Source organism: Wenyingzhuangia gilva, assembly GCF_030519655.1.
GTDB classification, from domain to species: domain Bacteria; phylum Bacteroidota; class Bacteroidia; order Flavobacteriales; family Flavobacteriaceae; genus Wenyingzhuangia; species Wenyingzhuangia gilva.
This window is the reverse complement of the sequence record NZ_JAUMIT010000006.1, coordinates 65,060-78,729: the sequence shown is the minus strand read 5'-3', so window position 1 is coordinate 78,729 and position 13,670 is coordinate 65,060. Positions and strand designations below refer to the sequence as shown.

Sequence of the window (13,670 nt, the reverse complement as noted above, 5' to 3'; positions counted from 1 at the left end):
ATTTCTATTGTTTTAGTTTAAATTATTTAAGCTTTCTGGTTGCTAATTCATAGAGCTATTTGCATTTGTTTAATTATAATTAGGGTTTTGTGACCATCTATTTCCTGCCAACTTTATTTCAATTAGAGGTATTGGAAAAACTTCATTCTTTCCTGTTATAAATCCAGTAATTTCTGTTGCTGCCTTTCCTGTTCTTACCAAATCAAAAAACCTATGCCCTTCTCCGACCAATTCTACTCTTCTTTCTGCATATATAGCATCTGTTAAAGCTGATCCTGTTAATAAAATATCATGTAATGAATCTCCGAAAGCACGTCTTCTTACCCTGTTTAAATAAGTCTGAGCTTTAATATCATCACTTGGTATTGCTCTATTATTTGCTTCGGCAGCCATTAACAATACATCTGCAAAACGAATAGCTCTATAATTATTGGGATTGGTTAAGTTTCTATCTCCCGTTGCGTTTGGACCTCTTAATCTTGGAATGTATTTTCTATTAAAATACCCTGTATGTTCATATCCTGTTCCATAAGAAACACTTGCATTATCTGATGCCCATTGAACAATGTCTAAAATGGCTACATCTTTACGTTGATCACCAGCCTCAAAAGCATCTACAACTTCTTGTGTTGGTACATTAAAACTAAACCCAGAGGTAAACAATGGTCCTACATAATCTCTCACTCCACTAAAACCAACAGCAACATTTCCTTCACTACATTGTAAACAATCAAATGAGGCACCTTCTAATTCAGTGTACTGAACTTCAAATACAGATTCTATATTGTTTTCCCCAGCATTTTCAAAAATTGTATTGTAATTTGTAACCAAATCATAAGGTCCTGTTGTAATTACATCTTCTAAAACCGAAGCAGCTTCTGTAAATTTATTTTGATACAAATATGCTTTACCTAATAAAGCTTGTGCCGCACCTTTAGTTGCTCTCCCTACTTGAGATTGAATAGCGGGCAAATTATTGATAGCAAAAAGTAAATCTGCTTCAATTTGTGCGTAAACTTGTATTTTAGGAGTTCTATCTATGGAAATTTCTTCTCCAAAAAGAATTCTTTTATCTACCGCCAAAGGCACATCTCCAAACCATTTAACCAATTCAAAATAATAATATGCTCTTAAAAATCTTGCTTCTGCTAATACTACTGGTTTGTTTGCAAAATCAATTTTGTCTTTAAATTCTAAAATATAATTGGCTCTATTTACACCTCCATACATCCATCCAAAAATATCTCTCAATTGTTGATTTGATGAAGTATGAGTCATATCATCAACTTCTTGAATTCCTACAGCATCATTAGGACTTTCTCCTCCAGCCAATGTATTGTCTGAAGCAATTTCTCCCATCATAACATTTAAATAGGTGGATTGTAATACATCATAAGCCCCTACCAATGCATCCTGATAATCTTGCTCTGTGTTAAAGTAATTTTCTGAATTTGTAATTGGAGATTCTACATCTACAAAATCATCAGTACAAGCAACAAATAAAGATGTTGCTATGATTGTTACTATTTTTATAGTTAAATTTTTCATGAGTTTATTTTTTAAAAATTAACATTTACACCTACAAAAAATGTTTTAGGAGTTGGATAAAAACCTCTATCAATCCCTCCACCTATAGGCTCTCCTGTAGATGCCGTAGGATCATATCCTCTGTAATTTGTTAGTGTTAATAAATTGGTTGCTGATGCATATACCCTAACTTTATCTAGTTTTATTTTAGTAATTAAACTTTCTGGAACTGTATATCCAAGTTGAATATTTTGTAATCTTAAATACGAACCATCTTCTACATAAAAATCTGAAAACAATGAGTTTTGAGTCGCCTCTGTGGTAACACGAGGGAAAGAATTACTAGTTCCTTCTCCCGTCCACCTGTCTAAGAAATATGTAGGTCTATTAACCAAGGGTAGGTTTCTTTCATAATCTCTAACGATATCATTTCCTATGGATGCAAAAGCATATAAACTAAAATCAAAGTTTTTATAATCTACAGACATATTGAATCCCATTGTAAAATCTGGAATAGGATTTCCTAAATCTGTTTTGTCATCGGCATCTATTTTACCATCACCACTTACATCTACAAAACGTAAATCTCCAGGTTCTGCATCTAATTGAGTTGGAGCAGCATCTATTTCTGCTTGGGTTTGAAAAACTCCGTTGGTTTTGTATCCATTGAAATAACCAATTGGCTTACCAGCTTCCATTCTCGCAATTGGATCTTGACCAACGCCAAAAGAACCTGACTCTATAATTCCTGTATCACTACCTACATATAACACTTTGTTTTTTAATGAAGTGATGTTGTATTTTATATTGAAATTAAAATCCTCTGAAATTTTCTCATTATATCCTATAGAAAATTCAAGCCCTTTGTTTTCTACTGTACCGGCATTAATGGTTGGTGCTCCAGATCCTGGCGCATAGACTCCTAAAATTCCCGATACCTGAGGTGTTACTAATAAATCTTCTGTCCTTTTGTTAAAATAATCAACTGTAATATCTATTTTATCAAACAGACTTAAGTCAATCGCGATATCAAATGGTTTTTGTTGCTCCCAACGAATTTCAGGATTTGATAGTGCCCCAATTGCTTTTCCATAAGTCAAGGCATCATCTAACACATATACTCCTTCACCGCTTAGAAGAGAAACAAATCCGAAAGAATTAATTCTATCATTTCCAAGAATACCATAACTACTTCTTAATTTTAAAAGATTAACAAATTCAATATCCTTCATAAAATCTGCTTCAGAAATCACCCAACCTACAGATGCAGTTGGAAAAAAACCGAATTTATTTTTAGGTCCAAATTTGGTAGAACCGTCTCTTCTTAATACTGCAGATGCTAAATATTTACCATCATAAGCATATTGAATACGGGTAAAATAAGACAACAATCTATCGTCAAAAAATCTTTTAGGCGTATTATTTAGTTCTAAATTATTATCTACAGTTGCTGAGTTCTCTATACTTGCACTCTTTAAAGTTGTCCCTGTAGGCCCATATCCCTTTTCGTTAAAAAGATTCACCCCTACAGTTCTAAATACTGAAGTACCTAACAATGCTTTCACATCGTGCTTATCAAATTTTCTTTCGTATTTGATAAAAGCATCAAAGGTGTAATCTTTATAAACTGTACCAGATTCATTTACAGTAGCACTATTTACATCATCAGTTAAATCTGCTTCACTTGATACTGTATTAAAAACTTTTCCTGAACCGAAATATAATTCTGGGAAATAACTCTTACTTCTAACATCTGCATAGTTCATCTGTATGTTAGACTCTGCTTGAAAATATTCTAAGAACTTGTAGTTCACCCCATAACTTCCTGAAATTTTATTTACTTGAGATTGGTTAAACGTATTTTCTATTTGAGCCAATGGATTAATTACTTCAATCCCTAAACCTGTGTTTGGTAATTTTGTATAGTCACCATTTGTATTTCTTACTGATAATTGTGGTGGAGCACTTAATGCATTAAACAATACAGAACCCAACGCGTTTTCTGATAATGTTTTTCTGTTGGTATTCATATAAGTTGTAGTGGTTGATAATTTTAAATTCTTTACCAAATCAATACTATAGTTTAACCTAACTGTTGATCTGTTAAAATTTGATTTATCTCCCCCAACAATACCATCTTGCGTTAAATGTGATAAACTAAAATCATATGTAGATTTTATAGTTCCTCCATTTACACCAAAGTTGACACTTGACATGGGTGCGTTTTCAAATACTTGATCTTGCCAATCCGTACCTGTTGTAGGATATAGAGTAAACACCGGAGAATCTCCTCCATTTGCTGCTGCTTCATTTACCAAAATGGCATAATCTCTAGGTTGCAACAAATCCATTTTTTTTGTGGTTTGTTGTATTCCTGTATAGGCATCAAATCTGAATTTTAAATCTGAATTTTTACGTCCCGACTTAGTAGTGATTAAAATAACACCGTTAGCTCCCCTTACTCCATAAATACCAGCAGTTGCATCTTTAATAACACTCATAGATGCGATATCAGAAGGATTAATAACACTTAAATCTTCTACCACTGCTCCGTCAACTAATATTAAAGGTCTACTATCTCCGTTTGTTGATATACCACGAATGTTAATTTTTGGTGCAGATCCTGGGGAACCAGATGAAGGAGTTACGCTAATTCCAGCTTGACCCTGTAATGCTTCTTCAATTCTTGTTGGTTTTAATTTTTCTATAGCTTCACTGTCAACAATCGTTACAGCACCTGTAACTTCTTTTACTGATTGAGATCCATATCCTATTAATACAACTCCATCTAGTTGCTGTACGTTTTCTTTTAATTGAACATTTATAGTTGCTTTATTTGCTAAAATTTCTTTAGTTTCAAACCCTATGTAACTAAACTCAATTATTTGTTCATTACTTACATTTGAAATACTGTACTCTCCATCGAAATTAGAATAAGTACCATTAGTTGTACCTTTTACTAAGATGCTAACTCCAGGTAAAACTTCTCCAGTATCTATATTAGTTACAATACCACTGATTGTTCTCGTTTGTGAAAAACCCACAAGTGACATTAATAATAAAAAGATTAGAATTATAAACTTTTTCATCTGTATAATAGTTTAGATTATGTTTATCACAAATTTAAGGTCACATTAATGATAATTCACCAAAAATACCCACTACAAAAAACATACAAGAGACTAAAAAAAGCATACTAGTAGGTTTTACTTTGTTTAGAGCACTTTAGAACCTCTTGAAAAAACAGTTTGTAGTGGTATTGTATAGGTGATATCGAGTATTGTAGTGCTAAAACTCACAAACACCCAAGAGTATTTACTAAGTTATTGACCTAAAAAACTCTAATTTGAAATAATATGTAGAGAAGAACTACATTTACTACAAAAAGAAAACCCTGGATATTCCATAAAATATTCAGGGTTTTAATCACAATACTATGTTATTAATTTACGATGTTTAAATTTTCAATATATAGTCGGTTAAATTTTCATCGTTCTCAAGATTCATTTTCTTTCTTAGTCGATATCTTTTTACCTCAACACTTTTAGAAGAGATGTTAAGTAAAGGTGCAATTTCTTTTGAAGACAAGTTTAGTCTTAAATAAGCACACAATCTTAAATCGTTAGAAGTTAGTGATGGATGAAGTTCTTTTATTTTTTTTGTAAAATCTTTATCAGCGTTGTTAAAAGCCTCTTCAAAAACTTTCCAATCATCTGTATGATTCAAATTTTTATCTATAATCTTAATAACAGTATTGATATTTTTTTGCTCTCCTTTTAAAAGTTCATCCTTAATATTATTTAACAATTCATTTTTCTTAATAAGATTCATAGTAGAACCTGCCAGTTCTTTATTTTTAACTTCAACATCCGCTTCTAGTTTTTCATTTTCTAACAAGGTTAATTTTTGCTTATTTTCTAATTTTTCTAACTCAAACTCTCTTTGCTTTTTTGCAAGTAATCTTTCTCTCTGTTTAGTATAATACATAGTATACATGGTGTGCATAAAAATTGAAAACACAATAACAACCAACAGATACACAAAAAGCATGACAGTTGATATGTACCAAGGTTTTGCTATTTTAAAGGCATATATAGCTGTATTAGATGTTAAAACACCATTTACTTTCGCTCTGATTTTAAATTGATACGTTCCAAAAGGTAAATTTTCAAACAGTACATTTCCACTAGACTTCCATTGACTCCATACATTGCTTAAGCCTTCTAGTTGATATTGATACTCTACCTGAGAAAATTCATCAAAAACAGGTACGCTACAAATAAATTCGAAATTATTTTCTCCATTACCAAAAACACCTTCTCCTAATAAACTCACATTTTTAGAATCACCTATTAGTGTTGCGTTTTTTATTTGATTAATTACTACTTGAAATGATTTGTTTTGGCTTGCATTGTTTAATTTTAAAGTGATATAGCCATTAGAAGTACCTATTAAATATTTATCTTGAGAAACTTTACATATATTTTCAAAGCCAGAAATTCCTTTTCTAAGTTTAAAAGGAATAGACAATCTGTTTATAATAGGCTTAGCACTTAACTCACCTTGCTCTACATAAACCACATTTTTTTTAGAAAATCCCCATAGTTTATTCTCCGACTGCATATTAATTAAAACACCCGAATTATAATTCTCCGGACTTGTATAAGTTGAAAGTATATCATCTTTTACAAAAGCTTCTTCTTTCAAACTATATTTAAAAACGCCTTTTTTATAAGAGTAAAGTATATCTCCTCTATATTTTAACAAAGCGGAATGAATTCCCTTTTCTATAGAGCCAATTATTGCAACATTAGATACTTTGGTATAATCTTCATTAACTAATAATTTATAAACTCCCTTGTACTCATGATTTACAAAGATGGTATGCTTATCTAAAAATTCAAAATACCTACTAGAAATATTAAATCCTTCAATTTTATTCTTTAAGTTCCATTTTCCAAGTTGTTTTTCAAAAACATAAAGTCCCGTGTAATTTCCTTGAATGAAAGTATTAGGAGACAACTCCTCTATTTTCCATGCTCCCATCACATTCCCTATCAAACTGGCTTTGTTGTTTTTAACTAAAAATGTTCCCAAGTTGTGACCACAGAATAAATCTTCTCCTATAGTTTTCAATGTCCAAACCTGACCTTCTGTATTTTCTATAAATTTAAAATCGTCTTCTGACTTATTTTTCTTGTAAAACAATCCCTGATTGGTTCCTAAATAAAGAATATCATTATGTACAATAGAAGCATATACTGTTCCCAAAACACCACTAGCATTTTTATAAACCCTATATGGAGAATTAATATCAATGGTATTAATTCCATCATCTAACCCTAACCAAATATTTAGATCTACATCCTGAAAAAGAGACAGAACAGTATTATTAGTAAGTCCTTTTTTGTGATTTATAATATAGAGAATACTTCCTGCTTTATTTACAATAATTAGTCCATCAGATATGGTTCCAAGCACCAAACCATCATCCAATAGCTTAATACTACTATAAAAAGTATAATCTTTGATCTTTTTATTTAATAATTCGTTCCATGGTTTTAATAAATCATCATCCAAGTAATAGATACCTTTATTAGTTGTTACAAAAACCAATTTATTATCAATATCATAAATAGCAATAACATCATGTTTAATAACTAAATCACTTTTTGTTACTAGTTTTGATATTCCTTTTTCTAGTTTAAAAATCCCTTTTTGATGATCTTGATAGTAAATAGAACCTCTAACTTTATACATTGAAGTTATTTGAGACTCTGATTGAACTACTTTAAATTCTTTTGTATTTAAATTGTACAGATAAATTCTCTGTAGAGATTGAAACAATACCCAACCTTCTAAAGTTTCAATATGCCAAAATTGTTCGTCTTCTAACAAATCAATATCCGAAGATAAAGAAGTATACTCTAAAACTCCTTTACTGTTTTTTTGCCAATACCCAAATCCATTATAAAAACCTATATAAACTTTATCATTAATAGCCTTTACAGACCTTACAATTGTTTCATTAGGAGATGAATACAGTCTCCATGAAGCTCCATCAAATTCTAAAAGCCCTTTATTGTTGGCTATATAAATATGCTTATCTGTTGCTTGACTAATTCCCCAATTTTGATTTTCTGCATTATAATCTTTAGAGGTATAAACACTAATAGGTGGGATTTCCTGTCCATATATAGAATTTATAGCAAAAAGAATTACAACTAAGTAATTGATAAGTTTCATTTTTTTGTTTTTCATAAAGCTTAGTTAAGATAAAAATAAATGAAGAGAACTTAACTATAACAACACGTTTAAAGTTTATTCTGAATTTTTATAAATAAAAAAAGAGATATTTTTATAACATCTCTTTTTTACTATTACATATAAAACATATTTTAATTTTGATTTGACTTCCAAGTCATATAACCACCTTTTAAATCGTGTATATTTTCAAAGTCCTCCTTTAACATTATTTTCAATGCTTTTTGACTTCTTTGACCAGATCTGCAATAAATATATGTAGCCTTGGACTTATCTAATTCATTAATCTTTTGTTTAAACTCACTAGAAAAAACATCAATATTTTTAGCTCCTTTTATATGTCCGCTCTTAAATTCTGACGGAGTTCTAACATCAATCAATTGAACATTTTTGACTTGAATAGCTTCATTAAAATCTGCTACTTCCAGTCTATTCCCTTTCAGTTTTTGATTTCCAATGAAATTAAAAACAAACCATCCTAAAATAGCTACAATTAATATATTAAGTATCATACGCATATTTATTCTTTTATGGTTGATGGACAAACATAATCTGTGGTTTTGATTCCATTTTCTTTTATAGCTGCAAACCCTCCTGTAATATCTATAAAATTATGAATTCCTCTACTTTTTAAAATTGAGGCAGCAATCATACTTCTATACCCTCCTGCACAATGAATAAAAAAGTTTCCTTTGGTTGGAAAATCTTTTAAATGATTGTTAATATCATCTAATGGCGTATTTACTGCCTGAGGCAATCTTTCTGAAATAAATTCCGTTGGTTTTCTTACATCATAAATTGGAGATTTATCTGTAATTGTAGCGTTTAAATAAGCTGGTATTACTTGATTCACCGTGTCATATTCTTTTCCCGAATTTAACCAAGCCTCAAAGCCTCCTTTTAAATATCCCAAAGTATTGTCAAAACCAACTCTAGACAAACGAGTAATGGTTTCTTCTTCTCTTCCCTCTGGAATTACCAACACTATTGGCTGTTTAACATCTCCTATTAAAGCACCTACCCAAGGAGCAAAACTACCATCAATTCCAATAAAAATAGATTGAGGAATGTGTCCTTTTGCAAATTCTGATTGAGATCTAACATCTAACACCAAAGCTCCAGTTTCATTTGCTAACAACTCCAATTCATCAGGAGTTAATTCATGTGTTCCTTGCTCAATAACATCTGCAATATCTTCGTACCCTTCCTTATTCATTTTTACATTTAAAGGAAAATATTTTGGCGGTGGCATTAACCCACTAGTTACTTCTTTTATAAATTCTTCTTGAGTCATATCAGCTCTTAAAGCATAATTATTCTCTTTTTGATCTCCTAAAGTTCCTTTGGTTTCTTTACTTAGATTTTTACCACAAGCAGAACCTGCACCGTGTCCTGGATAAATAATTAATTCATCTTCTAATGGCATTATTTTGTTACGCAAACTATTGTAAAGCGTTCCTGCCAATTGCTCTTGAGTCATACTTGCTGCTTTCTGAGCTAAATCTGGTCTACCAACATCTCCTAAAAACAAAGTATCTCCTGTAAACAAAGCATGGTTTTTACCGTTTTCATCTTTCAGCAAATAAGTAGTAGATTCCATGGTATGCCCTGGCGTATGCAAAGCCACTATGGTTATTTTTCCTAATTTAAATTCTTGATTGTCTTTAGCGATAATCGCATCAAAAGTAGGATTTGCATTTTCACCATAAACAATAGGTGCTCCTGTTTTTTGAGACAAAGTAACGTGTCCACTCACAAAATCTGCATGGAAATGTGTTTCAAAAATGTACTTTATTTTGGCATTGTTTTTCTCAGTCATATCAATATATGGCTGCACCTCTCTTAAAGGATCTATAATCGCTACTTCTCCTTCACTTTCAATATAGTAAGCACCTTGTGCTAAACATCCTGTATAAATCTGTTCTATTTTCATCTTTCTTTTTATTTTATAATTTACAAAATTAAAGGTCTTCCCTTTAAGCTACAGTAACTTTTGTTACATGTTATTTTTTGTTTGTTGACATATTTGATTTTGTAAATCGTCTTTGCATATAATTCCATCAAAACAATCCACAGCTTCATAAGTTCTTACAAATAGATTTTCTTTTCCCAATACTTCTACAATTCTATTTTTAAACAAAACATCTCTTGTAGGACCAATAACACCTGTCAACATTATTTTTATGTTTTGATGATTTAATTCTTTAATAAATCTTATCAACATTACGCTGGCACTACTATCAATATAAGTAATGGCTTCTGCATTAATAATTACAGCTTTTAAGGTTTCTTTTTTTGCTGCTATTAATTGGTTCATTTTTTTCTTAAAATAATCTTTGTTTCCAAAGTATAATTGTGCATCAAAACGAACAATTAACAAATCATCTCTTTGTGTAGTTGTGTTAAATCGAGCAATATTTTTAAAATAATTACTGTTTTCTACCCTAGCCAAAACCGCAATATGTGGCTGAGAAGTTCTGTAAATAACCAATATTAAAGACAAAATAACTCCTACTAAAATCCCTTGGGTAATTCCTAAAAACAAAGTGATGATAAACGTGATTACCAATAAATAAAACTCATCTTTTTGATGTTTGTACAATTGAACAGGATATTCAATATCTATCAAATAAAACACCGCTACTAAAATCATAGCTGCCAATACCGTTAAAGGCAAATAATAAAATAAAGGCGTTAAAAACAACAACGTAAATCCTACTACCGTTGCTGCCACCAATGATGCAATTCCTGTTTTTGCTCCCGCTTGATGATTTACCGCTGTTCTTGCAAATCCTCCTGTACTTGGGTAAGATTGAAACAAAGACCCGATCATATTAGAAAAACCTAATGCCACTAATTCTTGATTGGCATCTACTTCATAATCTTCATTTTTTTCTTCTAAAGATTTAGAGATTGAACTTGCTTCCATATACCCTACCAAAGCCAATGTTAAAGCCATGGGTGCTAATGTTAATATTGGAATATCGCTAAAATTCGGTAATTGAAACACTGGTAATCCTTTTGGAATATTTCCTACAATTTCTACTCCGTAGCTATTCAACCCTAAAAAATAAACACTTATAATTCCTAAAAAAACTACCATCAAAGCCGATGGAATCTTGGGAATAAACTTTTTAATAAATACTATAGTGGTCATGGCTAATATTCCCATCAGTAACGTTGGTACATGAATTTGAGAAATATGATTAAAAAACTCTTTTAAAAGATTTATCATTCCAGAAGTTCTTGGAAAACTCAATCCTGTTAAATGCTTTAGCTGACTTAATCCTATAACAATGGCTACAGCAGAGGTAAATCCACTAATAACAGGTTTTGATAAATAATTAACCAAAAATCCCATTTTAAAAAATCCCATTAATAATTGAATGACTCCAGTAAATAAGGCCAAGAAAATAGCCATGGTAATATAACTATCTAAACCCGTTAAAGACAAAGCTGTTAAACTTGAGGCCACCAATAAAGAATCCATAGCCACAGGCCCCACAGACAATTGTTTGGATGTTCCCATAATTGCATAAATAATTTGAGGCACCAAAGCTGCATATAATCCAAAAACAGGTGGTAAACCCGCTATTAAAGCATAGGCCATTCCTTGTGGGATTAATAAAACACCCACAGTAATCCCTGCGATTATATCACTCTTTGCGTCGCTTTTTTTATAATTAGGAATCCATTCTAAAATGGGAATAATCAATTTCATTTTGCTTTATTTTAAAGCAAATGTAAGCGCAATTAAAAGGCTATGCAGTAACATATGTTACAGAACCAAACAAGCTATTAATTAGATGTAAAAAAACATTCCATATCCTTTTTTATAAAGAATAGAATGCCGATTTTTACCGCCTGTTATAAACAATTCACTTTTACAATGGCAAAAGAAGAAAATGAGATTATTTTATTAAAAGTATCGGGACAAGACAAACCTGGAGTTACTGCTGGTTTAACCCATGTATTGGCTCAATATGATGCACAAGTTTTAGATATTGGTCAAGCTGATATTCACGATACTTTATCTTTAGGAATTCTATTTTCTGTTAAATCTGGATCTAGTTCTGCTCCTATTTTAAAAGAATTATTATTTAAAGCCTACGAATTAGAAATCAATATAAAGTTTACGCCTGTAACTTTAGAAGATTACGAAAATTGGGTGAGTTCTCAAGGAAAACATAGATATATCATTACCATTTTAGGAGAAGAAATGGCTGCTGAACAAATTGCTGCAGTAACAAGTGTATTGTCTGACTTGAACTTAAACATTGATGCTATTAAACGTCTTACAGGTCGTACCTCATTGGTTAAAAAGAATGAATATCCTAGAGCTTGTATTCAACTTTCTGTAAGAGGAGAAGTTAAAAACAAATCTGAATTAACAGCTAAGTTTATGAGTATCTCTAGAGAGTTAGATGTGGATTTATCTTTCCAAGAGGACAATATTTATAGAAGAAATAGACGTTTGGTTTGTTTTGATATGGATTCTACTTTGATTCAGACTGAAGTTATTGATGAGTTAGCAGAATTGGCAGGTGTTGGTGAACAAGTTAAAGCCATTACAGAATCTGCCATGCAAGGTGAAATTGATTTTAGTGAAAGCTTTAAGAAAAGAATGGCTTTGTTAGAAGGGTTGAGTGAAGATGTTTTACAAGAAGTTGCTAAAAACTTACCGATTACCAAAGGAGCTAAACGTTTGATGAAAGCTTTAAAATACTACGGGTTTAAAACCGCTATTTTATCTGGAGGGTTTACTTACTTTGGACATTATTTACAAAAAGAATTAGGAATTGATTATGTACATGCTAATCAATTAGAAATAAAAGATGGTGCCTTAACAGGTAAATACATTGGAGAAATTGTTGATGGTAATAAAAAAGCCGAATTCTTAAAAGAAATTGCAGCCAAAGAAGGAATTAATATTAGCCAGACCATTGCTGTAGGTGATGGAGCAAACGATTTACCGATGTTAAATTTAGCTGGTTTAGGAATTGCTTTCCATGCAAAACCTAAGGTAAAAGAAAGTGCAGAAAGTTCTATTTCTAGCTTAGGACTAGATGGCGTTCTTTATTTACTAGGATACCACGATAAATACATTGATTTGATGGAAGACATCGAGTAATCAATACTCAAAAAATAAATAAGAAAAAAGCTCGTGAATATTCACGAGCTTTTTTCTTATAATACTTCTAATGAGTTTCTGTGTAAACTTATTATTTTCTGATTTTCTAATTTTTTAAGCAATCTTGAAATAACCACTCTAGAAGTATGTAACTCATAGGCTATTTCTTGATGTGTGCTTTTTACAATATTACTTCCTGTCACAGCTACTTTATCTTTTAAATATTTAAGCAACCTTTCGTCCATTTTTTTAAAAGCCACATTGTCTATGGTTTCTAAAAGTTCCATCAATCTATTGTGATAACTATCAAAAACAAAACGTCTCCAACTTTTATACTTACCTGTCCACTCTTCCATTTTTTCAATAGGAATCATAATCAATACGGTATCTAACTCTGTAATAGCTCTAATTTCACTTTTATGATTTCCTACACAACAAGTCATTGTCATGGCACAAGTATCTCCTTTTTCTAGAAAATATAGCAATAATTCATCACCTTCCTCATCCTCTCTTAGTATTTTTATTGCCCCTTCTATTAACAATGGCATAGACTTTATATATTGTCCTATATCCATTATTTTGGTTCCTGCAAGAACTTGTTTTAGCGTAGCTACTCTATCTATTTCTTCTATCAACTCTTTTTCAAAAAGATGACCGTAATGCAATTGTAATTCTTGTAACATATGGTGGTATATATATCAAATGTATTAAATAAGTCTACATTTATAGCTAATCTGCGAAAAAACAT

At 31.1% G+C, this 13,670-nt stretch carries 8 protein-coding genes; 1 reads left to right on the top strand and 7 read right to left on the bottom strand.

Annotated elements, in window-relative coordinates; genetic code table 11:
• Positions 1 to 69 precede the first annotated feature (69 nt).
• The 6 genes from QVZ41_RS11765 to QVZ41_RS11740 form a co-directional block, all read right to left on the bottom strand.
• The gene (locus tag QVZ41_RS11765; protein WP_302884788.1) at positions 70 to 1,548 is read right to left on the bottom strand and encodes a RagB/SusD family nutrient uptake outer membrane protein; all 1,479 of its coding nucleotides are present in this window, start codon (positions 1,546 to 1,548) and stop codon (positions 70 to 72) included.
• Positions 1,549 to 1,559: 11 nt separating this feature from the next.
• A complete protein-coding gene (locus QVZ41_RS11760; protein WP_302884787.1) occupies positions 1,560 to 4,616 on the bottom strand; it encodes a SusC/RagA family TonB-linked outer membrane protein in 3,057 nt (1,018 codons plus the stop codon).
• A gap of 367 nt (positions 4,617 to 4,983) precedes the next feature.
• On the bottom strand, positions 4,984 to 7,773 hold the full coding sequence (locus QVZ41_RS11755) for a helix-turn-helix and ligand-binding sensor domain-containing protein (protein ID WP_302884786.1): 2,790 nt from the start codon (positions 7,771 to 7,773) through the stop codon (positions 4,984 to 4,986).
• Between the two features lie 152 nt (positions 7,774 to 7,925).
• Positions 7,926 to 8,303, bottom strand: a complete 378-nt coding sequence (locus tag QVZ41_RS11750) for a rhodanese-like domain-containing protein (protein ID WP_302884785.1) — start codon at positions 8,301 to 8,303, stop codon at positions 7,926 to 7,928.
• Positions 8,304 to 8,311: 8 nt separating this feature from the next.
• Positions 8,312 to 9,724: an MBL fold metallo-hydrolase gene (locus QVZ41_RS11745; protein ID WP_302884784.1), complete on the bottom strand. Its 1,413-nt coding sequence runs from the start codon at positions 9,722 to 9,724 to the stop codon at positions 8,312 to 8,314.
• Positions 9,725 to 9,787: 63 nt separating this feature from the next.
• Positions 9,788 to 11,512 (bottom strand): SulP family inorganic anion transporter, encoded by a 1,725-nt coding sequence (locus tag QVZ41_RS11740; protein WP_302884783.1) that lies wholly within the window; start codon positions 11,510 to 11,512, stop codon positions 9,788 to 9,790.
• Between the two features lie 168 nt (positions 11,513 to 11,680).
• Here QVZ41_RS11740 and serB point away from each other — a divergent pair, with 168 nt between their 5' ends.
• Positions 11,681 to 12,922, top strand: coding sequence for a phosphoserine phosphatase SerB (gene serB / locus QVZ41_RS11735; RefSeq protein ID WP_302884782.1), 1,242 nt, complete (start codon positions 11,681 to 11,683; stop codon positions 12,920 to 12,922).
• A 56-nt stretch (positions 12,923 to 12,978) separates the two neighbouring features.
• Here serB and QVZ41_RS11730 read toward each other — a convergent pair whose 3' ends face one another.
• Entirely contained in the window at positions 12,979 to 13,605 is a 627-nt protein-coding gene (locus QVZ41_RS11730) for a Crp/Fnr family transcriptional regulator (protein ID WP_302884781.1), read from the bottom strand.
• Positions 13,606 to 13,670: the final 65 nt, after the last annotated feature.

Coding starts and splice junctions, on each gene's coding strand:
- QVZ41_RS11765 (WP_302884788.1), bottom strand. CDS start 1,548: ATGAAAAATTTAACTATAAAAATAGTAACAATCATAGCAACATCTTTA.
- QVZ41_RS11760 (WP_302884787.1), bottom strand. CDS start 4,616: ATGAAAAAGTTTATAATTCTAATCTTTTTATTATTAATGTCACTTGTG.
- QVZ41_RS11755 (WP_302884786.1), bottom strand. CDS start 7,773: ATGAAACTTATCAATTACTTAGTTGTAATTCTTTTTGCTATAAATTCT.
- QVZ41_RS11750 (WP_302884785.1), bottom strand. CDS start 8,303: ATGATACTTAATATATTAATTGTAGCTATTTTAGGATGGTTTGTTTTT.
- QVZ41_RS11745 (WP_302884784.1), bottom strand. CDS start 9,724: ATGAAAATAGAACAGATTTATACAGGATGTTTAGCACAAGGTGCTTAC.
- QVZ41_RS11740 (WP_302884783.1), bottom strand. CDS start 11,512: ATGAAATTGATTATTCCCATTTTAGAATGGATTCCTAATTATAAAAAA.
- serB (WP_302884782.1), top strand. CDS start 11,681: ATGGCAAAAGAAGAAAATGAGATTATTTTATTAAAAGTATCGGGACAA.
- QVZ41_RS11730 (WP_302884781.1), bottom strand. CDS start 13,605: ATGTTACAAGAATTACAATTGCATTACGGTCATCTTTTTGAAAAAGAG.